At 70.5% G+C, this 22,121-nt stretch carries 22 protein-coding genes and 1 tRNA gene; 17 read left to right on the top strand and 6 right to left on the bottom strand.

What is annotated here, in order from left to right:
* Nucleotides 1–30: 30 nt before the first annotated feature.
* Nucleotides 31–1,068 (bottom strand): hypothetical protein, encoded by a 1,038-nt coding sequence (locus tag Adu01nite_RS04475; RefSeq protein WP_203725058.1) that lies wholly within the window; start codon nt 1,066–1,068, stop codon nt 31–33.
* Between the two features lie 69 nt (nt 1,069–1,137).
* Here Adu01nite_RS04475 and Adu01nite_RS04470 point away from each other — a divergent pair, with 69 nt between their 5' ends.
* Nucleotides 1,138–2,040 (top strand): TatD family hydrolase, encoded by a 903-nt coding sequence (locus Adu01nite_RS04470; RefSeq protein WP_203725056.1) that lies wholly within the window; start codon nt 1,138–1,140, stop codon nt 2,038–2,040.
* Here Adu01nite_RS04470 and Adu01nite_RS04465 read toward each other — a convergent pair.
* Nucleotides 2,037–2,441 (bottom strand): hypothetical protein, encoded by a 405-nt coding sequence (locus tag Adu01nite_RS04465; RefSeq protein ID WP_203725054.1) that lies wholly within the window; start codon nt 2,439–2,441, stop codon nt 2,037–2,039. The genes Adu01nite_RS04470 and Adu01nite_RS04465 overlap by 4 nt on opposite strands.
* Before the next feature lie 59 nt (nt 2,442–2,500).
* On the opposite strand from Adu01nite_RS04465, the gene rsmA reads away from it, so the two are divergent.
* From rsmA to Adu01nite_RS04435, 6 genes are all read left to right on the top strand, one after another.
* Nucleotides 2,501–3,391, top strand: coding sequence for a 16S rRNA (adenine(1518)-N(6)/adenine(1519)-N(6))-dimethyltransferase RsmA (gene rsmA, locus Adu01nite_RS04460; RefSeq protein ID WP_203725052.1), 891 nt, complete (start codon nt 2,501–2,503; stop codon nt 3,389–3,391).
* Nucleotides 3,388–3,963 carry a Uma2 family endonuclease gene (locus tag Adu01nite_RS04455; protein WP_203725050.1) on the top strand — a complete coding sequence of 192 codons (576 nt, stop codon included), beginning with the start codon at nt 3,388–3,390 and terminating at the stop codon, nt 3,961–3,963. Before rsmA ends, Adu01nite_RS04455 begins: the two co-directional genes overlap by 4 nt.
* Complete coding sequence (locus Adu01nite_RS04450) at nt 3,960–4,907, top strand: 4-(cytidine 5'-diphospho)-2-C-methyl-D-erythritol kinase (protein ID WP_203725048.1); 948 nt, start codon at nt 3,960–3,962, stop codon at nt 4,905–4,907. Before Adu01nite_RS04455 ends, Adu01nite_RS04450 begins: the two co-directional genes overlap by 4 nt.
* An 8-nt stretch (nt 4,908–4,915) precedes the next feature.
* A complete protein-coding gene (locus tag Adu01nite_RS04445; protein WP_203725047.1) occupies nt 4,916–6,709 on the top strand; it encodes an ABC-F family ATP-binding cassette domain-containing protein in 1,794 nt (597 codons plus the stop codon).
* Nucleotides 6,710–6,873: 164 nt separating this feature from the next.
* A complete protein-coding gene (locus Adu01nite_RS04440) occupies nt 6,874–7,335 on the top strand; it encodes a DUF4383 domain-containing protein (RefSeq protein ID WP_203725136.1) in 462 nt (153 codons plus the stop codon).
* On the top strand, nt 7,335–7,793 hold the full coding sequence (locus Adu01nite_RS04435; RefSeq protein ID WP_203725045.1) for a DUF4383 domain-containing protein: 459 nt from the start codon (nt 7,335–7,337) through the stop codon (nt 7,791–7,793). Before Adu01nite_RS04440 ends, Adu01nite_RS04435 begins: the two co-directional genes overlap by 1 nt.
* Here the strand turns inward: Adu01nite_RS04435 and Adu01nite_RS04430 are convergent.
* Nucleotides 7,790–8,392 (bottom strand): TetR/AcrR family transcriptional regulator, encoded by a 603-nt coding sequence (locus Adu01nite_RS04430; RefSeq protein WP_203725135.1) that lies wholly within the window; start codon nt 8,390–8,392, stop codon nt 7,790–7,792. The genes Adu01nite_RS04435 and Adu01nite_RS04430 overlap by 4 nt on opposite strands.
* Nucleotides 8,393–8,661: 269 nt before the next feature.
* On the opposite strand from Adu01nite_RS04430, the gene Adu01nite_RS04425 reads away from it, so the two are divergent.
* From Adu01nite_RS04425 to Adu01nite_RS04385, 9 genes are all read left to right on the top strand, one after another.
* Nucleotides 8,662–8,732: transfer RNA gene (locus Adu01nite_RS04425), tRNA-Gln, on the top strand.
* A gap of 43 nt (nt 8,733–8,775) precedes the next feature.
* Nucleotides 8,776–10,227 (top strand): bifunctional UDP-N-acetylglucosamine diphosphorylase/glucosamine-1-phosphate N-acetyltransferase GlmU, encoded by a 1,452-nt coding sequence (gene glmU / locus Adu01nite_RS04420; RefSeq protein WP_203725043.1) that lies wholly within the window; start codon nt 8,776–8,778, stop codon nt 10,225–10,227.
* A gap of 113 nt (nt 10,228–10,340) precedes the next feature.
* Nucleotides 10,341–11,321, top strand: coding sequence for a ribose-phosphate diphosphokinase (locus Adu01nite_RS04415; protein ID WP_203725041.1), 981 nt, complete (start codon nt 10,341–10,343; stop codon nt 11,319–11,321).
* 327 nt (nt 11,322–11,648) lie between these two features.
* On the top strand, nt 11,649–12,269 hold the full coding sequence (locus Adu01nite_RS04410; protein WP_203725039.1) for a 50S ribosomal protein L25/general stress protein Ctc: 621 nt from the start codon (nt 11,649–11,651) through the stop codon (nt 12,267–12,269).
* A gap of 77 nt (nt 12,270–12,346) precedes the next feature.
* On the top strand, nt 12,347–12,940 hold the full coding sequence (gene pth, locus Adu01nite_RS04405) for an aminoacyl-tRNA hydrolase (protein WP_203725037.1): 594 nt from the start codon (nt 12,347–12,349) through the stop codon (nt 12,938–12,940).
* Between the two features lie 161 nt (nt 12,941–13,101).
* Entirely contained in the window at nt 13,102–14,886 is a 1,785-nt protein-coding gene (locus Adu01nite_RS04400; RefSeq protein ID WP_203725035.1) for a sugar transferase, read from the top strand.
* A 35-nt stretch (nt 14,887–14,921) separates the two neighbouring features.
* Entirely contained in the window at nt 14,922–15,812 is an 891-nt protein-coding gene (locus Adu01nite_RS04395) for a 3'(2'),5'-bisphosphate nucleotidase CysQ (protein WP_203725033.1), read from the top strand.
* A 42-nt stretch (nt 15,813–15,854) separates the two neighbouring features.
* Nucleotides 15,855–16,766: a sulfate adenylyltransferase subunit CysD gene (cysD, locus tag Adu01nite_RS04390; protein ID WP_203725031.1), complete on the top strand. Its 912-nt coding sequence runs from the start codon at nt 15,855–15,857 to the stop codon at nt 16,764–16,766.
* On the top strand, nt 16,766–18,064 hold the full coding sequence (locus tag Adu01nite_RS04385; RefSeq protein WP_203725029.1) for a sulfate adenylyltransferase subunit 1: 1,299 nt from the start codon (nt 16,766–16,768) through the stop codon (nt 18,062–18,064). Before cysD ends, Adu01nite_RS04385 begins: the two co-directional genes overlap by 1 nt.
* Here Adu01nite_RS04385 and Adu01nite_RS04380 read toward each other — a convergent pair.
* On the bottom strand, nt 18,048–18,848 hold the full coding sequence (locus Adu01nite_RS04380; protein WP_203725027.1) for an ATP-binding protein: 801 nt from the start codon (nt 18,846–18,848) through the stop codon (nt 18,048–18,050). The two genes, Adu01nite_RS04385 and Adu01nite_RS04380, sit on opposite strands and share 17 nt — an antisense overlap.
* Before the next feature lie 96 nt (nt 18,849–18,944).
* Here Adu01nite_RS04380 and Adu01nite_RS04375 point away from each other — a divergent pair, with 96 nt between their 5' ends.
* Complete coding sequence (locus Adu01nite_RS04375) at nt 18,945–19,973, top strand: LacI family DNA-binding transcriptional regulator (RefSeq protein ID WP_203725025.1); 1,029 nt, start codon at nt 18,945–18,947, stop codon at nt 19,971–19,973.
* Here Adu01nite_RS04375 and galK read toward each other — a convergent pair.
* Nucleotides 19,960–21,090 carry a galactokinase gene (gene galK / locus Adu01nite_RS04370; RefSeq protein ID WP_203725023.1) on the bottom strand — a complete coding sequence of 377 codons (1,131 nt, stop codon included), beginning with the start codon at nt 21,088–21,090 and terminating at the stop codon, nt 19,960–19,962. The genes Adu01nite_RS04375 and galK overlap by 14 nt on opposite strands.
* A complete protein-coding gene (gene galE / locus Adu01nite_RS04365) occupies nt 21,087–22,061 on the bottom strand; it encodes a UDP-glucose 4-epimerase GalE (RefSeq protein WP_203725022.1) in 975 nt (324 codons plus the stop codon). Before galE ends, galK begins: the two co-directional genes overlap by 4 nt.
* Between the last annotated feature and the right edge of the window lie 60 nt (nt 22,062–22,121).

Raw genomic sequence — 22,121 nt, 5'->3', positions numbered from 1 at the left:
TGCTTCGCGTGGGCGCCGGTTCTCTTTTGCCTACAGCGTGTACGGGATGTCGGCGATGTGGTGGTCGGTCAACTCGCCGACCGGCGCCCAGGTCTCGTAGACGCCGCGCTCGTAGCAGCGGGCTCCGGTCACCGCGAGGCCGTCGCCGTCCGGGCGGACCAGGCGCAGCCGGGCCCAGCTGTCGTCGCGCTGCAGCACCCAGCAGGGGGTGTTGCGCCACAGGGCCTGCTCGGCGCGGCGGCTCAGCGTGCTCACCGGGTAGCGCGCGGCGCGGGTCAGGGCCCGCACCCGGAACTCCTCCGGCGGGTCCGCGACCGCCTCGTACTCCTTGTCCTTGATCCGGCCGACCAGCTTCGACGAGCCGGGCGAGGTGCACGGCACGTACTCCCGGTCGGGCGTCACGCCGGGCAGGTTGTCCAGCAGCGACCGCCAGCGCGGCCCGGCCAGCCGCAGCCAGCCGTGCTGCTCCGGCTGGTAGGTGTAGAGGATGATCTCCTCGCCGCCCGGGGCGTACGCGATGAGCTGCGCGTTCGCCGGCATCGGGAGGTCGGCGAAACCGGCCGTCACGTACTCCGGGACCAGGTCGTCGGCGCTCGGGGTGAAGCCGGTGCCGAGCACCATGGCACCGACCCGGGAGTGCGCCGGCAGCAGCGCCAGGCCGGGCTGGGCGGGGCTGGCCGGCACCTCGTAGTCGATCGGGTCCACGGCCCGCCAGCGCAGCGCGTACGCCACCTCGGTGGCCTCGCCGGCGCCGTCGGTGCACAGCTGCGACAGCTCGCGCGGGTCGTGCAGGTGGGCGATGTCGCAGGACCGGTAGCAGAAGCCGTACGGCAACCAGCCGCCCAGATGACCGGCCACCTGGGCCGGCGACAGCACCTTGGTCATCCGGGTGCCGCGCAGGATCGCCGCGGTGGCCCGGATCCGGCGCAGCATCACGTCGTCCCGGTACGCCGCGGACTGGCTCATCCGCTGCACCTGGGACCAGTTGAGATCGCGGCGCAGAGGCGCCGAGAGGGGCGGCTCGAGAGGGTCAGCACCGACCGTGCTGTCCTCGCCGGTCAACGTCACGTGGCGCAAGCTAAGCGACAACGATGGATATCAGGTGAACAAACGGTGGCCTCCAGACGCAAGTGCAGAATGTCTCACATGCCTTCGACACCGTCGCAATCCCGCCAGGACAAGGACGCGCGCCGGCGCGGGGAGTTCCCTGCCGCCCCCGAGCCGCTGTCCGTTCCGGTCTTCGACAGCCACACCCACCTGGACCTGACGATTCAGGAGGCCGGCGTGCCCGGCGGCCAGGACGGCGACCCGGTGCAGGCGCTCATCGATGCCGCCGCCAAGTCCGGTATCGATCGGCTCGTGCAGGTCGGGGTGGACGTGCCCACGTCGCGCTGGGGGGCCGACCTGGCGGCCCGGAACGAGTCGGTGCTGGCCGCCGTCGCGATTCACCCGAACGAGGCACCTCATCTGTCCGATCTGGACGAGGCGCTGCGCGCGATCGAGGCGATGGCCGCCGAGCCGCGGGTCCGCGGGATCGGGGAGACCGGCCTCGACACGTTCCGCACCGGCGACGAGGGCCGGGCCGAGCAGGAGCGGAGCTTCCGGGCGCACATCGCGATCGCCAAGCGGTACGGCAAGGCCCTGGTCATCCACGACCGGGAGGCGCACGCCGACGTGCTGCGGGTGCTCGACGAGGAGGGCGCCCCGGACACGGTGGTGCTGCACTGCTTCTCCGGCGACCCGGACTTCGCCGCCCAGTGCATCCTGCGCGGCTACCACCTGAGCTTCGCCGGCACGGTCACCTTCGCCAGCGCCGGCGGCCTGCGTGCGGCGGCCGAGATGACCCCGGCCGACCAGATCATGGTGGAGACCGACGCGCCCTACCTGACCCCCGTCCCGCACCGGGGCCGGCCCAACGCGTCCTACCTGATCCCGCTGACCGTGCGGGCCCTGGCCGAGGCGCGCGGCGAGGACGTGGACGCGCTCTGCGCCGCGATCTCGGCGAACGGCGAGCGCGTCTTCGGCCCCTGGTCGAGCTAATCCACCACCCAGGCGGCCACCCCGAGTTGTTCGCCGAGGCCGGCAACGGTCTCGGCGAACGCCGCCGGGGCCGCGTTCAGCGGCCCGCGGGCAACCCATCGCACGGCCCAGCCGTTCTTCTCCGCCACGTTGAAGATGCGGTGCACCACCCGGCTGCCCCGCGGGTCGGGCTCCACCGACGTCACCCCGCGGTACCACCATTCGCCCTGCCGGCTCACCGACCGCGCCTGCCGGTCGACGGTCACGGTGATCCGGCTGCCCCGGTCGGTCAGGACGAACTCGTCGCCGTCGCCGCCGGTCACCACCGGTGAGCGCCCGCCCGGCCGGACGTCCAGCAGGATCTCGGCGACCCGCTCGGGCGGCGCCTCCACCACGGCGGTGAGCTCCAGCAACTCGGTCATTCCTGCTTTCTACCCCGTCGCGTCCAGGCGCGCGGCCCGCGCCCGTAGGCTCTTTCCTCATGGCTGACGCACTTCTCGGCCCGGCGGAGATCCGGGAGCTCGCGGCACGCCTCGGTGTGGCCCCGACCAAGAAGCTCGGCCAGAACTTCCTGCACGACCCGAACACCATCCGCCGGATCGTCAACGCGGCCGGTCTGCGCCCCGACGACGTCGCCCTGGAGGTCGGGCCCGGGCTCGGCTCGCTCACCCTCGGGCTGGTCGGCGCGGTCGCCCACGTGCACGCCGTGGAGATCGACCCCAAGCTGGCGGCGGCCCTGCCGGCCACTGTTACGGCACCCCACCTCACCGTGCATCCGGCCGATGCGATGCGGGTCAAGGCGGCCGACTTCGACCCGGCGCCCACCATGCTGGTCGCGAACCTGCCCTACAACGTCGCGGTGCCGGTGGTGCTGAGCCTGCTCGCCGAGCTGCCCACGCTGCGCGGGGGCCTGGTGATGGTGCAGAAAGAGGTGGCCGACCGGCTCACCGCCGGTCCGGGCTCCAAGGTGTACGGGGTGCCGTCGGTCAAGCTGGCCTGGTATGCCGAGGCGAAGCCGGCCGGGAAGGTGCCGCCGGCGGTGTTCTGGCCGGTGCCCAACGTGGATTCCGGGCTGGTCGCCTTCACCTGCCGGACCCCACCAATGGGGGACATCGACAGATCTCAAGTCTTCGCGGTGGTGGATGCGGCGTTCGCGCAGCGCCGAAAGACCCTGCGGGCGGCGCTGGCCGGCTGGGCCGGTGGCCCCGACAGGGCGGAGAAGGTGCTGGTCGCGGCTGGGATCAGCCCGCAGGCGCGCGGCGAATCGCTCACCGTGGGACAGTTCGCAGCGATAGCGGCCGCGGCAAAACTGTCCGGCGTCGGCGGTAAGCTCAGCGCGTCCGGCAAACAGCCCGAGGAGGTGGACTCATGACCGCGGAACCAGCCGGTCATGTCATGTGGTCGCCCAATCCGCTGCGACAGCGCGCGGCGAACCACTTCCTCGAGGACGTCCTCAATCTCCCCCACGACGCCCCCCGCGTCGAGCTTCGCGATGGAGTCATGATCGTGGTCCCCTCGCCGACGGTCGCCCACCAGAACATCGGCAATTTGCTGTGGCTCTGGTTCCGGCAGCACGCTCCGCAGGAATTCTTGGCGGTGACCGCGGTCGGCGTCGCGCTGGGCCTCAAGGACAGCGTTGAACCCGACGTGTTGCTGCTGGATGCCAAGGTTGAGCAGACGAATCACTATGTGATGCCGAGCAGCGTCGCCATCGCCGTCGAGGTTGTCTCGCCGGGCACCAAGCGCCGGGACCGGCTGGAGAAACCCGTCGAATACGCCGCTGCCGGTGTGCCGCATTTCTGGCGAATCGAGCAAAACCCGGTTCATGTCTACGCCTACGACCTCGTCGACGGGCATTACGAGCTGGCTGCTGACTCCGAGACGGAACTGGTGCTGAGTGCTCCGTTCGAGATCAAGCTCCCGATCCGGGACATCACTCCGTGACGGAGGCCTGGGGGCCTGACGACGACGAGCCGCGGCGGCACCATGGGCCGGTTCGGGTCCGGGTGCCCGCCAAGATCAACATGCATCTCGGGGTCGGGCCGCTGCGGCCCGACGGCTACCACGAGCTGAACACCGTCTATCACGCGATCAGCCTGTTCGACGAGCTGACCGCCCGGCCGGGGGACACGCTCGCGCTGACCATGGAGGGTGAGGGCGCCGGCTCGCTCGCGCTCGACGAGACCAACCTGATCATCCGGGCCGCCCGGGCGCTCGCCGCGCGGGCCCGGGTGCCCGCGCATGCCCGGCTGCACCTGCGCAAGACGATCCCGCTCGCCGCCGGGCTGGCCGGTGGCAGCGCCGACGCGGCCGCCACGCTGCTCGCCTGTGACCTGCTGTGGGGCACCGGGATGTCCCGCGACGAGCTGGCCGAGATCGGCGCCACGCTCGGCTCGGACGTGCCGTTCCTGCTGCACGGTGGCACCGCGCTCGGCACCGGGCACGGCGAGTCGGTCAGCCCGATCCTGGCCCGGCCGACGACCTGGCACTGGGTGGTGGCGGTGGCCGACGGTGGCCTGTCGACGCCCGAGGTCTACGCCAAGCTCGACGCGCTGCGGGAGAGCCCGTTCCCGCCCAAGGCGGTCCCCGGCGCCGACGACCTGATGTCCGCGCTGCGCCAGCGGGACCCGGCCGTGCTCGGCGCGGCCCTCGCCAACGACCTGCAACCGGCCGCGATCGCGTTGCGGCCGGAGCTGTCCGGCGTGCTCGAGGCCGGTCAGGAGGCGGGTGCGCTCGCCGCGCTGGTCTCCGGTTCCGGGCCGACCTGCGTCTTCCTCGCCGCCGGTGCGGCCGACGCCGAGCGGATCGCGGGCGTGCTCAACGCGGCCGGGATCTGCCGGGAGGCGGTGACCGCCCGCGGGCCGATGCCGGGCGCGCGGGTAACGTAGTCCGCATCGTGGCCAACATCATCAACTTGGACCGGGTCAGCAAGGGTTATGGCGCTGCCGGTCAACTGCTCACTGACGTCTCCCTCGGGCTGGACGACGACGCCCGGGTCGGCATCGTCGGTCTCAACGGCGCCGGCAAGTCCACCCTCCTGCGGATGCTCGCCAAGAGCGAGGAACCCGACTCCGGCCGGGTCACCCATCGGCGCGACCTGCGGGTCGCCACCCTTCCGCAAAATCTCGTCCTGGCCGGTGACGCCACCGTGCGGGATGTGGTGCTCGGCACCGGCTGGCTGGCCGAGGGCATGGGCGCCGAGCACGAGTGGGCCGGTGACGCCGGCGTCCGGGCCATCCTCGACGGCCTCGGCATGGGCTACCTCGGGCTGGACACCCCGGTCGGGCCGATGTCCGGTGGCGAGCGCCGCCGGGTCGCCCTGGCCGCGCTGCTGGTCCGCGAAAGTGACCTGCTGATCCTCGACGAGCCCACCAACCACCTCGACGTGGCCGGGGTCGACTGGCTCGCCCGCTACCTGCTGACCCGCCGCGGCTCCCTCGTCGTGGTCACCCACGACCGCTGGTTCCTCGACGCGGTCTGCACCGCCACCTGGGAAGTCGTCGACGAGCAGGTGCACGCGTACGAGGGCGGCTATGCGGCCTGGATCCTGTCCCGCGCCGAGCGGCAGCGGGTCGCCGCCGCGGTCGAGTCCCGCCGGCAAAATCTGCTGCGCAAGGAGATCGCCTGGCTGCGCCGCGGTCCGCCGGCCCGCACCTCGAAGCCGCAGTTCCGGATCGACGCGGCCAACGCGCTGATCGCCGACGTGCCGCCGGTGCGTGACGCGGTCAGCCTGCAGCGGCTGGCCGTCACCCGGCTCGGCAAGCAGGTCTACGACCTGGAGGACATCACGCTCAACGCCGGGCCCAAGCCCATCCTGGGCGGGCTGACCTGGCAGGTCGGCCCGGGCGACCGGATCGCCATCCTGGGCGCCAACGGTGCCGGCAAGACCACCCTGCTGCGGCTGCTCGCCGGGCTCAACAAGCCGGACGGCGGCCGCCTGGTCACCGGCTCGACCGTGCGGGCCGCGTTCCTCTCCCAGGAGCTCCGCGAGCTGCCCGGCGACCTGCGCCTGCTGGAGGCGGTCGAGGAGGTCGCGCGGCGGGTCAAGCTGGGCGACCGGGAGCTGTCCGCCGGTCAGCTGGCCGAGGTGTTCGGCTTCACCGACAAGCGGATCTGGACGCCGGTCAGCGATCTGTCCGGTGGCGAGCGGCGGCGACTGCAGCTGCTGCGGCTGCTCGCGGCCGAGCCCAACGTGCTGCTGCTCGACGAACCGACCAACGACCTGGACACCGACACCCTGGCCGCGCTGGAGGACCTGCTCGACTCCTGGCCGGGCACCATGATCGTGGCCAGCCACGACCGTTACCTGGTCGAGCGGGTCACCGACACGGCGTACGGGATGTTCGGCGACGGGCGGCTGGTGCACCTGCCGGGCGGCATCGACGAGTACCTCGCGCGTGCGGCGTCCCGCCTCGGTCCCGGCGTACCGGAAATGCAAGCGCAAGCCGGGACGGCCGTCAGTGGCCTCTCCGCGGGTGAGATGCGGCAGGCTCGCAAGGATCTTTCTCGTCTCGAGCGTCAGCTCGGAAAGCTCGAGGAGAAGATCATCAAGATCAACGAGTCCTTGGCGCAGCACGGAGCCGACTACTCGAAGCTGGTCGATCTGGAAGCGCAGCTCAAGGCCACCCAGGAAGAGCGTGGCCAGGTGGAAGAGGCCTGGCTCGAGTTGGCTGAGCAGGTGCCCGAATGAGGCTTGTTCGCGACCGGCCTTGAGCTGCAGTTGCGCAGGTTGGTCCGCAAAGGTCTCCACCGTCGCGAACAAGCCTCACTGTTGATCCGGGGGGTGTGCCTGCGCCGTTGTGGGGGATACGCGAGAATCGGCGTGGACAACATCTGACCTTGGAGACGGACACCATGGCGCACAATCCGGTCAACCACCCGCTGCGGCCGATCTACCGCGTCGTCGGCTTCATCGCCGGCGCCTACCTGGTCGTGTTCGGGATCGTCGGCCTGATCCAGACGTCCGGCGACGAGTTCACCGGCAAGTCCGAGCACCTGGTGCTCGGGCAGGGCGGCAACCTGCTGCTGTCGATCATCTCGCTGGCCGTCGGCGCGATCGTCCTGATCATCACCGCGGTCGGGCGCAATCTCGACACGGTCGGCGATCAATACCTCGGCTATGGGCTGCTGGTGCTGGGCACCTACGGGCTCGCCTTCAGCCGCACCGACGCCAACGTGTTCGGGCAGAACATCGCGACCGTGATCGTCACCTACCTGGTCGGGCTCGCGCTCATCACGGTCAGCCTCTACAGCAAGGTCGCACCGGCCGCGCAGGCCGGCGCGCCCCGACAGGTAAGGGAGGGCCGAACGGCCTGATGGCGCACTACCCCCTCAATCACCACCTGCGTCAGACGTACCGTTTCTTCGCCGGCCTGGCCGGCCTCTACCTCACGCTGTTCGGGGTCATCGGCCTCGGCACGACGTGGGGAGACGAGTTCTTCCACCGAGGCTCCGACTGGGTGCTCGGACTGCGGACCAACCCCGCCGCGTCCTGGCTCTACACCGTCCTCGGTGTTCTTCTGCTGCTCGCCGTGCTGCTCGGCGGCAACCTCTACCACCACGTCGCGCTGGTCCTCGGCTGGGGACTCTGCGGGCTCGGCGTGCTGGTCATGGCGTTCATCCAGACCGACGCGAACGTGCTGAACGTGTCGATGGCCAACGTGATCGTGACGATCGTCCTCGGGCTGGTCACGCTCACCGCCGGTCTCTACGGCAAGGTCGGCAGCCGCGACGCCGCTCGCGCCGAGGTCGACGCCGCGCACCATCCGCGCTAACGCGCTTTTCTGGTCAGCAGCGCGGGTTTCGGTTCGAGATGGGACAGGCCGTTCCACGCCAGGTTCACCAGGTGGGCGGCCACCATCTCCTTCTTCGGCTTGCGCGCCTCGCGCCACCACTGGCCGACCAGCGCCACCATGCCGACCAGGGCCTGTGAGTAGAGCTCGGCGAACTTCGGGTCGAGGCCGCGGCTCTTGAACTCACCGCCCAGGATGTGCTCGACCTGGTGGGCGACGTCGTTCATCACGCTGGAGAAGTTGCCCCCGGGGGAGAGCACCGGGGATTCGCGCACCAGCACCTGGAAGCCGTGCGGTTCGTCCTCGATGTAGTCGAGCAGGGCCAGCGCGGCCTGTTCGAGAAGCTCGCGCGGATGCCCGGCGGTCAGCGCGGTCGCGATCCGGTCGAGCAGCGAGCGCACCTCGCGGTCGACGACGACCGCGTAGAGGCCTTCTTTGCCGCCGAAGTGCTCGTAGACCACCGGCTTGGACACCTTGGCCCGGGCGGCGACCTCCTCCACGCTTGTCGCGTCGAAGCCCCGCTCGGCGAACAGTTGGCGCCCTGTCGCGATCAGCTGTTCCCGGCGCTGCGCGGCCGACATGCGTACCCGGGGAGGGGTCGCGGCCGGTCTCTGCCGTCGTGTCCGAGGTTGGTCGCCGTTGGTGTCGCCTGAGTCGGTCACCCGGCCATCCTGCCAGGCGTGGGGCTTTTCCCCGCCCCGGTGCCATGCGTGGATCAAGCGGACAACCTGTCCGTGGATCCGTTGGCGGTCCGGGATCATTGCCGGGGGCGTCAGTGGCGGATGGGGAGAACCGGGTTGCCGCTACTATATTTGCGGTAGACACGGACCTTGAAGAAATGTCCGCTTGATCCCGGATCGTCTAATGGTAGGACCGCGGCTTTTGGTGCCGTTTATAGGGGTTCGAATCCTCTTCCGGGAGCAGCCTGTCTGCGGCTAGAGCCGCCGCCCTCTTACTGCGAACAATGGAGCCCCGCGTGAGCCAGGCCTCTCGTCGTACTGTCGTCGTCCTCGCCGCCGGAGAGGGCAAGCGGATGAAGTCCGCGACCCCCAAGGTGCTGCACGAGCTGCTCGGCCGCACCCTGGTCGGGCACGTGCTGGCGGCGGCCGGGCCGGCCGCCGCGGAGCGGACGATCGTGGTGGTCGGGCACCAGGCCGACCAGGTGCGCGCGCACCTCGCCGAGATCGCGCCGGAAGCCGTGCCGGTGCTCCAGGCCGAGCAGAACGGCACCGGGCACGCGGTGCGGATCGCGCTCGACGCGGCGCCCGACGCGACCGGCACCGTGCTGGTGCTCAGCGGGGACGCGCCGCTGCTGCGCGGCGAGACGGTGGCCGCGCTGATCGAGGCGCACGAGGCGGGCAACCGGGCGGCGACCGTGCTGGCGGCCGCGGTGGACGACCCGACCGGCCTCGGCCGGATCGTGCGGGACGCGAGCGGCGGCCTGGCCCGGATCGTCGAGGAGCGGGACGCGTCGGCCGAGGTGCGCGCGATCCGGGAGATCAACGGCGGGATCTACGCGTTCGATGTGGTCGCGCTGCGCGACGCGCTGGGCAAGCTCTCCACCGACAACGACCAGGGCGAGGAATACCTCACCGACGTGTTCGGCCTGCTCGTCGAGGTGGGCAGCCCGGTGGGCGTGTTCGTCGCGCCGGACGCGGCCGAGACGCTCGGCGCCAACGACCGGGCGCAGCTGGCGGGCCTGCGGGCGATGCTGCGCGACCGGGTCAACACGGCCTGGATGCGCTCCGGCGTCGCCATCCTCGACCCGGCGACCACCTGGATCGACGTCACCGTGACGATCGAGCCGGACGCGGTGATCGACCAGAACTCGCAGCTGCGCGGCGGCACGAGCGTGGCGGCCGGCGCGGTGATCGGCCCGGACACCACGCTGATCGACACCACCGTGGCGGCCGGCGCGACGGTGCTGCGGACGCACTCGATCGGCGCCCTGATCGGGCCGGACGCGACCGTCGGCCCGTTCTCCTTCCTGCGCCCGGGCACCCGGCTGGGCCGCAAGTCGAAGGTGGGCGGCTTCGTCGAGGCGAAGAACGCCGAGCTGGGCGACGGCGCGAAGGTCCCGCACCTGACCTACGTGGGGGACGCGACGATCGGCGCCAAGGCCAACATCGGGGCCGGCACGATCTTCGCGAACTACGACGGCGTCAACAAGCACCACACCACGGTGGGTGAGGCCGCGTTCGTCGGGTCGGACACCGTGCTGATCGCCCCGGTCGAGATCGGCCCCGGCGCCTACGTGGCGGCCGGCAGCGCCATCCAGAAGGAAGTGCCCGCGGGCAACCTCGGCGTGACCCGGGCGCCGCAGCGCAACGTGGAGGGCTGGACCGCCCGCCGCCGGGCCGGAACGGTGTCGGCCGAGGCTGCCGAGCGGGCTGCCGCGGAGAAAAAGGGCGAGTAGCGTCCCCCAGGGGGTGAGGCATCCCACCCGCCGGGCTAGTGGCGTGGCAGGAAGGTGGCCTCGGGTGATACTTCAGGTGACTAACCCCCTCGATCCACGGGAGCAGCGAACCGATGGGCAGCATCGTCGCGGAGAACCGTAAGAGCCTGATGCTTTTCTCCGGCCGGGGGTTCCCCGAGCTGGCTGAGGAGATCGGCCAGGTGCTGGGCGTGGCGCCGACGCCGTCGGACTCGTACGAGTTCGCGAACGGCGAGATCTTCGTCCGCTTCAAGGATTCGGTCCGTGGTTCGGACGCCTTCGTCGTGCAGTCGATGACGGAGGGGGTGAACCGGTGGGTCATGGAAACGCTGATCATGATCGACGCGCTGAAGCGTGGATCGGCCAAGCGGATCACCGTGGTGCTGCCGTTCTACCCCTACTCCCGGCAGGACAAGAAGCACCGCGGCCGGGAGCCGATCTCCGCCCGCCTGGTCGCCGACCTGCTGAAGACCGCGGGCGCCAACCGCATCCTCACCGTCGACCTGCACACCGCGCAGATCCAGGGCTTCTTCGACGGCCCGGTCGACCACCTGTTCGCGATGGACATCCTGGCCGAGCACGTGGCCAAGAAGTTCGCCGGCCGCCCGATGACCGTGGTGGCGCCCGACTCCGGCCGGGTGCGGGTCGCCGAGCGGTGGACCGACCGGCTGGGCGGCTGCCCGCTGGCGTTCATCCACAAGACCCGGGACCCGCTGAAGCCCAACCAGGTGGTGGCCAACCGGGTGGTCGGTGAGGTCGAGGGCCGGGTGTGCCTGATCGTCGACGACATGATCGACACCGGCGGCACGATCACCAAGGCCGCCGACATCCTCTTCGACGAGGGTGCCGCCGATGTGATCGTCGCCTCGACGCACGCGCTGCTGAGCGACCCGGCGACCGAGCGGTTGAAGAACAGCCGGATCAGCGAGCTGGTGGTGACCAACACACTGCCGCTGCCGCCGGAGAAGCGGCTCGACAAGATCACTGTGCTCTCCATCGCGCCGCTGCTGGCCCGGGCGATCCGCGAGGTCTTCGATGACGGTTCGGTGACCACGCTCTTCGGCGGGCTGAGCTGATCCTGCGTGTTTTGTCGCTTTTACCGGCGGCGCCGGCCACGCACCGGTGATGACACATGCCCCGATGAGGCGTGCAGGGAAACGGAAGGTAAGCTAGTGCGGTTGCCACGGCGAGGGTGCCCCGCGGTCTGCTGAGGTTCGCAGCCGCTCGGAGGCACCGTGATCGACGCGGTGCTCCGGGCCTGTGCCCAGCGCGCCCCCTTGCCCGGCAGCGCCGGCATTGGCCTCCGGCACCGACGGCGGCCGATTGCCACACACTGCACTGCCGGACCCAGCAGCCCGCCGACTTACGCCGCAGCCCGATCCAAGAGTTTCAGGAGTTTCCCCGTGTCCGAGGTAAAGATCAGCGCCGAGCCCCGCACCGAGTTCGGCAAGGGTGGTGCCCGCCGCACGCGCCGGGCCGGCCTCGTGCCCGCCGTGCTTTACGGCCACGGCGAGAAGCCGCAGCACATCGCGCTGCCGGCCCGGGAGTTCGCGGCTGCCATCCGGCACGGCGGGCTCAACCAGGTCTTCACGATCGACGTCAACGGCGCGACGGGCACCACGCTCGCGCTCCCCAAGGCGATCCAGCGCGACCCGATCAAGGACACCTACGAGCACGTTGACCTGATCATCGTCAAGCGTGGCGAGAAGGTCCAGGTCGACGTCCCGGTGACGCTGGTCGGCGAGGCCGCCCGCAACACCCTGGTCGTCAGCGAGTCGACCACGCTCGCCATCGTGGCCGAGGCCATGCACCTGCCGAACGGCTTCGAGGTCTCGATCGAGGGCCTGGAGGCGGGTTCGCAGATCACCGCCGCCGACGTGACCCTGCCGACCGGCTCCGAGCTGGCCGTCGAGCCCGACTTCGTGCTCGCGATCATCTCGCAGGCGCAGACCGCCGAGCAGATGGAGGGTGGCGACGCCGAGGGCGAGACCACCGAGGCTGCCGAAGGCGCGTCCGAGGAGTAAATCGCCGCGTTGCGGTGCCCGAGCAGTGGTCAGGGAAAGTGTCGTTCCGGCACTTTCCCTGACGTGTATCTGGAGGCATGAGAGTGAGCGACGACGCGCCGTGGCTGGTGGTCGGGCTGGGTAACCCCGGCAAGGAGTACGCCGGTAACCGGCACAACGTGGGCTTCATGGTGGCCGACCTGCTGGCGTCCCGGGTGAGCGCGAAGTTCGGCCGGTCGAAGCGGGTGCACGGCGACGTTGCCGAGGGCCGGATGGGCTTCGGCGGGCCCAAGCTGGTGCTGGTCAAACCGCTGACCTACATGAACCTGTCCGGCGCGCCGGTGGTGGCGCTGGCCCAGTTCTTCAAGGTGCCGGTGGAGAACGTGATTGCCGTGCATGATGAGTTGGACGTGCCGTTCGGACAGGTGCGGGTCAAGCGGGGCGGCGGTGAGGGCGGGCACAACGGGTTGCGTTCGATGTCCAAGTCGCTGTCGAGCAAGGAGTACGCGCGAGTCCGGTTCGGGATCGGGCGCCCGCCCGGCCGGCAGGACCCGGCCGACTACGTGTTGTCCGACTTCAGCGGCACCGAACGCAAAGAGCTGGAGTTTCTCGTCGACCGCGCGGCCGACGTCGTAGAGGCGGTCGTGCTCGAGGGCGTCGAGTGGGCGCAGAACAAATACCACGGCGGTTGATCCGGCGGGGTCGAAACGGATGGATCGTTTGAGCGGTTTTGTCCGTCTCTTGGTCCCGTGACGCGGGCCGCCGTCCGCGCGTTGGTCACACGTACGCACCACTCGGTGCTGCGGGGCCGGCGTGACGGGGGAGGTGCGGGGTGCAGGAGCAGGAGTCGGTGATGACCGAGCCGACCGTTCGCCTGCCGGAGGTTCGTCCGGCCGCGAGCACGCCGCCGGAGGGATACGGTCCGGCCAATCATCCGCCGACGAACCACGGGCCGCGGCCGCACCGGCCGGTGAGCCGCAAGACCACGGTGCGCAACGCGAAGATCCCGTCGCCGGTGGTGCCGCTGAGCCCGCCGCCGGCCGGGGCCGGCACGCGACCGGTAGACCCGAAGCCGCGGCCGAAGCCGGACAACGCGCCGCCACGGGCCGCGCAGGGTAGGGCCGAGCGCAATCAGGCCGCCGAGCGGCACGACAGCGACCGGCGGAACCGTTCGATGGCGGTCCGGCCGATGGCCCGGCCGTTTGCGCGGGTGCGCGGCCGGCACGCGGCCATGTCCCGGCGGCAGCGCTGGGAGGGCCGCTACGTGCGGACCCTGGTGCTGGCCGACCTGGTGGCGGGCAGTACCGCCGGGGCGGTGACGTTCGGGCTGCGCTTCGGCGACGAGGTCACCGAGTACAACCGCGGCTACATGATCATTTCGGCACTGCTGCCGGTCCTGCTGCTGGCGGTGCTCGCCGTCGCCCGGGCCTATGAGCGGCGCTATCTCTTCGTCGGGACCGACGAATATCAGCGCGTGCTGCGGGGTGGGGTCGGCCTGATCGCGGGCGCGGCCCTGGTGTCGTACGCGCTAGATCTTGATTTGGCCCGAGGCTATGTCCTCGCCGCCCTGCCCACCGCGATCTGCACCTCCGTGGTGTTGCGTTTCGCCCTGCGCAAGCGGCTGCACCTGGCCCGCGCCCGGGGGGAGAGTCTGCGCCGGGTGATCCTGGCCGGGCATGAGCTGTCGGTGATCGGGATGGCCCGGCAACTGCGGCGGGAGCGCTATCACGGACTCGAGGTGGTGGGCGCGTGCCTGCCGGCCGGGCATGACGGCGTCGGCGTGACCGGGCTGACCGTGTTCGGCACGTTCGACGACGTGGCGAGCGCGGTCGAGCAGGCCGACGCGGACACCGTGGTGGTGCTCAGCTGTCCGGAGCTGGACGGCGCCGCGGTGCGCCGGCTGGCCTGGCGGCTCGAGCGCGACGAGGTCGACCTGGTGGTGGCGAGCGCGCTGGTGGACGTGGCCGGCGCCCGCACCACGATCCGGCCGTTCGACGGGCTGCCCATGCTGCACGTCGAGCACCCGCGGCTGCACGGCGGATCGAGGCTGGTCAAGGACCTTTTCGATCGGGTCGGCGCGCTGATGCTGCTCGCCGGTTTCGGCCCGCTGCTGCTGGCCGTCGCACTGTGTGTGCGGGTGACCTCTCGGGGGCCGGTACTCTTTCGTCAGGTACGGGTCGGTCGCGACGGCCGCCTGTTCCGCATTTTCAAGTTCCGGAGTATGTACGTCGACGCCGAGGCACGGCTGGCCGAGCTGCGGCATCTCAACGAGCACGACGGTGTGCTCTTCAAAATCCGTGACGATCCGCGGGTCACCGGGGTGGGCCGCTGGTTGCGCCGGTTCTCGGTGGACGAACTGCCGCAGTTGCTCAACGTTGCGCTCGGGCAGATGTCGCTGGTGGGGCCGCGGCCTCCGCTGCCGTCGGAGGTGGCCGCCTACGCCGACGACGTGCGGCGCCGGTTGGCCGTCAAACCTGGCATGACGGGCCTTTGGCAAGTTTCCGGACGATCGGACCTGCCATGGGAGGAAGCCGTCCGCTTGGACCTGCGCTATGTGGAGAACTGGTCGCTCAGCTTGGACCTGGTGATCCTTTTACGGACGATGACCGCCGTGGTGCGTTCATCCGGAGCGTACTGAAGTCGGGCGTACTTGACCTTGGGGAGTGGCAGAACATGACTAGCGAGCGGACAGAGACGTCGGCGCGCCTTCTCAACCAGCGCGAAGGCGCCGACGCCGGTGGCACCCCGCCGGTCATCGACGCGGCCTTCGCTCGCTGGCTCGCGGACCGGGCCGGCCAGCTGCTGCTGCAGGTCCGTGACGAGATCGGCTACGCGGACGGCAAGGCGCTCAAGACCGCCGGCGACCGGGCCGCGCACGATCTGCTCTGCGCCGAGCTGGCCCGGTGGCGCCCGGCCGACGCGGTGCTCTCCGAGGAGGACGACCACTCCCGGGTCGCCTGGCAGGACGGCGAGCCCAGCTCGGTCCGCCCGGAGCGGCTCGGCGCGAACCGGGTCTGGATCATCGACCCGCTGGACGGCACCCGGGAGTTCTCCGAGGAGGGTCGCACCGACTGGGCGGTACACGTCGCTCTCTGGAGTTCCGATTCCGGTAACCCGAGTCATCTGGCGGCCGGTGCCGTCGCGATGCCGGCCCGGCATCGGACGCTGGCCACCGATCACCCGCCGGCGTATCCGCCGATGCCGATCGACAACGGTGACGGCAAATCGATGCGCATCGCTGCCTCAAGGACCCGTCCGCCCGCCTTCGTGACCGCTCTGGCGGAAGAAATCAATGCCGAGTTGGTGCCCATGGGTTCGGCCGGTGTGAAGATCGCCGCGGTCATAAACGGCGAGGCAGATGCCTATATTCACGCCGGCGGGCAGTACGAGTGGGACTCCGCCGCGCCGGTCGCTGTGGCTTTGGCCACCGGCCTACACGCTAGCCGAATCGACGGTTCTGCGCTGAAATACAACGAGGCCGATCCGAAGCTGCCGGACCTCGTGGTCTGCCGGAAGGACCTGGCTCCTCAGTTGCTTGCAGCGTTGCAGCGTCACCTTCCGTAACAACGACCGTAAGCAACCCCCCGGAAAGGTCGGGAAACACCGATGAGTCAGCCGAAGCCATACCGCGTCTCACATCTGGATGCTCTCGAGGCCGAGAGCATTTTTGTGATGCGCGAGGTGATGGCCGAGTTCGAGCGCCCGGTTCTGCTGTTCTCCGGTGGCAAGGACTCGATCGTCATGCTGCGGCTGGCCGAGAAGGCGTTCGCGCCCGCGCGGATCCCGTTCCCGGTGATGCACATCGACACCGGCCACAACTTCCCGGAAGTGCTCGACTACCGCGACTCCCGGGTCGCGACCCTCGGCCTCAACCTGGTCGTCGCCAGCGTGCAGGAGGCGATCGACACCGGCCTGGTCCGCGAGCTGCCGGACGGCACCCGTAACCGGATCCAGACGCCGGTGCTGCTGGCGGCGGTGGAGAAGTACCGGTTCGACGCGCTGTTCGGCGGGGCGCGGCGGGATGAGGAGAAGGCGCGGGCGAAGGAGCGGATGTTCTCGTTCCGCGACGAGTTCGGTCAGTGGGATCCGAAGAACCAGCGCCCGGAGCTCTGGGGGCTCTACAACGGCAAGCATCACCCGGGTGAGTCGATCCGGGTGTTCCCGCTGTCGAACTGGACCGAGCTCGACGTGTGGCACTACATCGAGCGGGAGAACATCCCGCTGCCGAGCATCTACTACGCGCACGACCGCGAGGTCGTCGAGCGCGACGGCATGCACTACGCCGTCAACGAGTTCATCCGTCTGCGCGAGGGCGAGGCCGCGCAGGTCCGGAGGGTCCGCTACCGGACGGTGGGTGACGCGTCGCAGACCGCCGCCGTGCTCTCCGACGCGGACACGGTGGAGAAGGTGATCGCCGAGGTCGCCGCGACCCGGATCACCGAGCGGGGAGCGACCCGCGGCGACGACAAGGTCTCCGAGGCAGCGATGGAAGACCGCAAGCGAGAGGGCTACTTCTGATGAGCCAGGCAGTCCTGGAGGCGGAAAGCGCTCCGGCGCAGCGCATGGACCTGCTCCGCTTCGCCACCGCGGGCAGCGTCGATGACGGCAAGTCGACCCTGATCGGGCGCCTGCTCTACGACACCAAGTCGATCTTCGCCGACCAGCTGGACGCGGTCGAGGCGGTCAGCGCGGCGCGCGGCGACGAATACACCAACCTGGCGCTGCTCACCGACGGCCTGCGGGCCGAGCGGGAGCAGGGCATCACGATCGACGTGGCGTACCGCTACTTCGCGACGCCGCGGCGCAAGTTCATCATCGCCGACACCCCGGGGCACATTCAGTACACCCGGAACATGGTCACCGGTGCCTCCACCGCCGACCTGGCGCTGATCCTGGTCGACGCCCGCAAGGGCCTGGTCGAGCAGTCCCGCCGGCACGCGTTCCTGACGTCGCTGCTGCGCGTGCCGCACCTGGTGCTGTGCATCAACAAGATGGACCTGGTCGACTGGGACAAGGACATCTACGACAAGATCGCCGACGAGTTCACCTCGTTCGCGGCCAAGCTCGAGATCACCGACCTGACGATCATCCCGGTCTCCGCGCTCAACGGCGACAACATCGCCTCCCGCTCGGAGAACAGCCCGTGGTACGAAGGGCCGTCGCTGCTGCACCACCTGGAGCACGTGCACATCGCCTCCGACCGCAACCTGGTCGACGTGCGCTTCCCGGTGCAGTATGTGATTCGCCCGCAGTCCACCACGGTCACCGACTACCGCGGCTACGCCGGTCAGGTCGCCTCCGGCGTGCTCAAGCCGGGTGACGAGGTGCTCGTCCTGCCGTCCGGCCTGACCAGCACGATCGCCGGCATCGACACCGCTGACGGCCCGGTCGCCGAAGCGTTCCCGCCGATGTCGGTCACCGTCCGGCTCAGCGACGAGATCGACATCTCCCGCGGCGACATGATCTGCCGGCCGCACAACGCGCCGGCCGTGGCCCAGGACATCGAGGCCATGATCTGCTGGATGGACGAGACGGCCCCGCTGCGGATCGGCGCGAAATACGCCATCAAGCACACCACGCGTACGGCCCGGACCGTCGTCCGCGGCCTGCAGTACCGCCTCGACGTCAACACCCTGCACCGCGACGACACCGCCGGCGAACTCGGGCTCAACGAGATCGGCCGGGTCAAGCTGCGCACCACCGTGCCGCTGCTCGCCGACGAGTACCGCCGTAACCGCACCACCGGCGGCTTCATCCTGATCGACGAGAGCACCAACCGGACGGTCGGCGCCGGCATGATCATCGAGGCGCAGTAACCGGCTGCAGCGTTGCCCACACGATCTTTCCGGTCTTCGTGGGCAGGGCGCCCCAGGCGTCCGCGGTCGCCGTCACCACGCGCAGGCCCCGCCCCCGGTCGTCCAACGGCCGGCCCGGGCGGGGCCTCGCCGGTTTCCGCATCGTCGGCAGCGCCGGGTCGGTGTCCGACACGGTCAGGTGAACGCCGGCCCCACGCCGGCACACCGACACGCTGATCGCCGCCCGGGTGTGCTCGATCGCATTCGTCACCAGCTCCGACATGACCAGCCGGGCCGGGTGCAGCAGGCCGGGCAGCTCCCACGACAGGCACGCCTCGGTGATCAGGTTGCGGGCCAGGCTCGGCGACTCCGGCTCGGCCGGCAGGGACAGCGTCATCCGCTCGGCGGACGGCAGCCGGCCGGTGATCGCCACCCGCGCCTGGCGCAGCTTCGCGTACACCGGCAGATGGCCGCGGGTGCCGAGGCGCTGCATCCGGTCGGCCAGCGGCAGCTCGGGCGGGATGCACAGGGCCAGTTCCACCACCGGCTGCAGGAACGCCGCCGACTGCTGAGCGCCCAACCAGGTCGTCGCGCTGCCGCAGGTGCGGTCGTCGAGGGCGGACAGGTCGACGATCACCGCTTCCGGGTGCCCGGCCAGGCACTTGCTCAATGTGGACGAGGCGAACTGCCGCAACGGATGGTTCCAGGGGCCACAAACGGACATCAGGGCAACCGCAGCTTCCAGATCACCCTCCACGACGACCGAGGATTCCTCGGCCGGCGCACATGCTGTGCTCACGGACATGACGTCACGGTAATCGGGAGCGGAGATTCTGTCGGGGTTCGGTAGCTCCCCCGGGTGATCGGCCTTAAGTACTGCAACGTTGTAACGTGCAAAGCCGTGCCGCCCCGACTGAAGGACGTCGCCGCCCGCGCGGGTGTGTCGATCAAGACGGTGTCCAATGTCGTCAACGGCTTCGCGCACGTCGCTCCCGATACCCGGGCCCGGGTCCAGGCCGCCATCGACGCGCTCGGCTACGTGCCCAACCCCACCGCGCGCCGTCTGCGCGGCGGCGGCTCCGGGGTGATCGCGCTGGCCGTGCCCGAGCTGCGCTCGCCCTACTTCGCCGAGTTGGCCGGATTGATCGTGCGGTCCGCCGAGCCGCGCGGCTGGACCGTTCTGATCGAACAGACGGACGGTCGCGCCGGCCGGGAACGCGACCTGGTCGCCGGCCTGCGCCGGCACGCCGTCGACGGCCTGATCCTCAGCCCGGTCGGCCTCGATCCGTCGATGATGGGGCGGGACCGGTTGCCGACGGTGCTGCTCGGCGAGCGGATGCGCGGCGGCCCGGCCGACCACGTGGCGATCGACGGTGCCGCGGCGGCCGCCGACGCGACCCGTCACCTGCTGCGCCTCGGCCACCGGCGGATCGCCGCGATCGGCGGACCGGCCCGGCCGTCCGCGGTCACCCGGGCCCAGCGCCTCGCCGGTTTCCGGGCCGCGCACGCCGAGTCCGGTCTCGCCGTCGATCCGCGGCTGGTAGCCACGGTGTCGGGCATGCACCTCGCCGACGGCGCCGCGGCGATGGCGTGGCTGCTCGACTGCAACCCCGAGCCGCCGGACGCGGTCTTCTGCTTCACCGACCCGCTGGCCCTCGGCGCCATCCGGACCTGCGCGGATCGGTGGCTGGACGTGCCCGGGGACATCGCGGTGATCGGCTTCGACGGGATCGACGAGGGGCGCTACAGCACCCCGTCGCTCAGCACGGTCGCGCCGGACACCGCCCGGATCGCCCAGTTCGCGGTGGACCTGCTGGCCGAGCGGCTCGGTGGCGGATCAGCCGCCACCGTGCCGCCCCGCGCGATCTGCGTGGAGCACCGGCTGGTGGCCCGGGAGAGCACCCTGGGCCGGCCTTCTAGAGCCGCGTAGCACCCGGCCCGGCGGTCGCGATCCAGCAGGTCGGAGCGGTGAACGTCGCCTCCGCGTAGGCGGCCTCGACGGCGGCCACGGTCTCGTCCGCCCGGGCCGTGTCGATCAGGGCGAGCACGCAGCCGCCGAAGCCGCCGCCGGTCATCCGGGCGCCGTAGGCCCCGGCCGCCAGCGCCGACTCGACCGCGATGTCGACCTGCGGGACGGTGATCTCGAAGTCGTCCCGCATGGAGGCGTGCGACGCGGTCAGCAGCGGTCCGATGTCCCGGGTGCGGCCGGCCCGCAGCAGCTCGACGGTGTCCAGCACGCGCTGGTCCTCGGTGACGATGTGCCGCACCCGGCGGCGCATGACGTCGTCGTCCAGCTTGGCGAGCGCCTCGGCCAGGTCGTCCGGGGTGACGTCGCGCAGCGCCGGCACGCCGAGGATGTGCGCCGCCTCCTCGCACGACTTGCGCCGGGCACCGTACTCGCCGTCGACGTGCTGGTGCGGGGCGTTGCTGTTGATCACCAGGATGGCCAGGCCCTCGGCGGCCAGGTCGAACGGGATCTGGTCGATCTCGTACGTCCGGCAGTCCAGGAACAGCGCCCGGCCCTCCTGACAGCGGATCGACGCCGACTGGTCGAGGATGCCGGTGGGCGCGCCGACGTAGACGTTCTCGGCCCGCTGGGCCAGTGCCGGCCGCCGCTCCAGCGGAACGTCCAGCCCGCCGAGGTCGATCAGCGCGGTGAGTACCGACGACTCCAGCGCCGCCGAGGAGGAGAGGCCGGAACCGAGCGGCACGTCGGAGTCGATCGCGATGCGGGCGCCGGGCACCTCGAAGCCGGCGTCCCGCAGCGACCAGACGATGCCGGCCACATAACCCGCCCAGCCGGAAACCTCACCCGGTTCGGTGACCCCGAACGAGACCGGCTCGTCGGCGAAGGTGGAGCAGACGGTCCACTCGCCGGCCGGGGCCGGGCCGACCGCCGCGATCGTGCGCTGCGGAAGAGCGAAGGGCAGAACGTAGCCCTCGTTGTAGTCGGTGTGCTCGCCGATCAGGTTCACCCGTCCGGGGGCGGCCCACAGGCCGGCGGGCTCGGTGCCGTAGCGCTGCCGGAAGACGTCGGCGGCGCTCATGCGACGTGCGAGCGGTAGAACGTCCACGCGTCGGAGATCATCGCCTGCAGCGTGTTCTTCTCCGGCACCCAGCCCAGCTCCGCGTGCGCCTTGGCGGAGGAGGCGACCAGGGTGGCCGGGTCGCCCTCGCGGCGCGGCGCGAGCTCGGCCGGCAGCGCGGTGCCGGTGACCTCGCGGGCCACCTCGACGACCTGCTTGTTGGAGAAGCCGTTGCCGTTGCCCAGGTTGTAGATGCGGTGCTCGCCCGGGGTGGCGGCGTCCAGCGCGAGCAGGTGCGCCCGGGCGAGGTCGGCCACGTGGATGTAGTCGCGCACGCAGGTGCCGTCGTCGGTCGGGTAGTCGTCGCCGAACAGCTGCAGCTTCTCCCGCTTACCCGCGGCCACCTGCAGCGCGATCGGGATCAGGTGGGTCTCCGGGCTGTGCCGCTCGCCGATCTCGTAGCCGTCCTGGATGTACGCCCCGGCCACGTTGAAGTAGCGCAGCGAGACGGCGGCCAGCTTGTGGGCGTACGTCTCCGAGGTCAGCGCGTGGTCGAAGGTCAGCTTGGTGGCGCCGTACGTGTTGGTGGGCGCCTTGGCCGCGGACTCGGTGATCGGCAGCTCGACCGGGTTGCCGTAGACGGCGGCGGTCGACGAGAAGATGAACCGCGGCACCCGGGCCGCCCGCACCGCATCCAGCAGGGCCAGGGACTTCACGACGTTGTCGTGCCAGTACAGTTCCGGCTTGACCATCGACTCGCCGGCCGCGATCAGACCGGCGAAGTGCAGCACCGCGTCGAAGCCGGAGTCGGGCGTGAGCACGTCGGCCGCGTCGCGGATGTCCTTCTCGACGAAGGTCGCGTCGGGCGCGACGGCCTCGCGGAAACCGGTGCTGAGGTTGTCGAGCACGGTGACCTCGTGGCCCGCATCGAGCAACAGTCGGCTGGTGACGCTGCCGACGTAGCCGGCACCCCCGGTGACGAGCAATTTCACGACGTGTAACCCCTCAGTCGACGCTGTTTTCGGCAAGTCTAGGCGGCCCTGAGTTTCCAC

Source organism: Paractinoplanes durhamensis, from assembly GCF_016862175.1.
In the GTDB taxonomy this organism is placed as follows: domain Bacteria; phylum Actinomycetota; class Actinomycetes; order Mycobacteriales; family Micromonosporaceae; genus Actinoplanes; species Actinoplanes durhamensis.
The sequence above is the reverse complement of the archived record's forward strand: the minus strand, read 5'-3'. Positions and strand labels throughout refer to the sequence as shown.

Bases quoted from the DNA above. Each gene is read 5' to 3' on its own strand.
- Adu01nite_RS04470 (WP_203725056.1), top strand. From the start codon at position 1,138: ATGTCTCACATGCCTTCGACACCGTCGCAATCCCGCCAGGACAAGGAC.
- Adu01nite_RS04465 (WP_203725054.1), bottom strand. From the start codon at position 2,441: ATGACCGAGTTGCTGGAGCTCACCGCCGTGGTGGAGGCGCCGCCCGAG.
- rsmA (WP_203725052.1), top strand. From the start codon at position 2,501: ATGGCTGACGCACTTCTCGGCCCGGCGGAGATCCGGGAGCTCGCGGCA.
- Adu01nite_RS04455 (WP_203725050.1), top strand. From the start codon at position 3,388: ATGACCGCGGAACCAGCCGGTCATGTCATGTGGTCGCCCAATCCGCTG.
- Adu01nite_RS04440 (WP_203725136.1), top strand. From the start codon at position 6,874: ATGGCGCACAATCCGGTCAACCACCCGCTGCGGCCGATCTACCGCGTC.
- Adu01nite_RS04435 (WP_203725045.1), top strand. From the start codon at position 7,335: ATGGCGCACTACCCCCTCAATCACCACCTGCGTCAGACGTACCGTTTC.
- Adu01nite_RS04430 (WP_203725135.1), bottom strand. From the start codon at position 8,392: ATGTCGGCCGCGCAGCGCCGGGAACAGCTGATCGCGACAGGGCGCCAA.
- glmU (WP_203725043.1), top strand. From the start codon at position 8,776: ATGGAGCCCCGCGTGAGCCAGGCCTCTCGTCGTACTGTCGTCGTCCTC.
- Adu01nite_RS04415 (WP_203725041.1), top strand. From the start codon at position 10,341: ATGGGCAGCATCGTCGCGGAGAACCGTAAGAGCCTGATGCTTTTCTCC.
- pth (WP_203725037.1), top strand. From the start codon at position 12,347: ATGAGAGTGAGCGACGACGCGCCGTGGCTGGTGGTCGGGCTGGGTAAC.
- Adu01nite_RS04400 (WP_203725035.1), top strand. From the start codon at position 13,102: ATGACCGAGCCGACCGTTCGCCTGCCGGAGGTTCGTCCGGCCGCGAGC.
- Adu01nite_RS04395 (WP_203725033.1), top strand. From the start codon at position 14,922: ATGACTAGCGAGCGGACAGAGACGTCGGCGCGCCTTCTCAACCAGCGC.
- cysD (WP_203725031.1), top strand. From the start codon at position 15,855: ATGAGTCAGCCGAAGCCATACCGCGTCTCACATCTGGATGCTCTCGAG.
- Adu01nite_RS04385 (WP_203725029.1), top strand. From the start codon at position 16,766: ATGAGCCAGGCAGTCCTGGAGGCGGAAAGCGCTCCGGCGCAGCGCATG.
- Adu01nite_RS04380 (WP_203725027.1), bottom strand. From the start codon at position 18,848: ATGTCCGTGAGCACAGCATGTGCGCCGGCCGAGGAATCCTCGGTCGTC.
- galK (WP_203725023.1), bottom strand. From the start codon at position 21,090: ATGAGCGCCGCCGACGTCTTCCGGCAGCGCTACGGCACCGAGCCCGCC.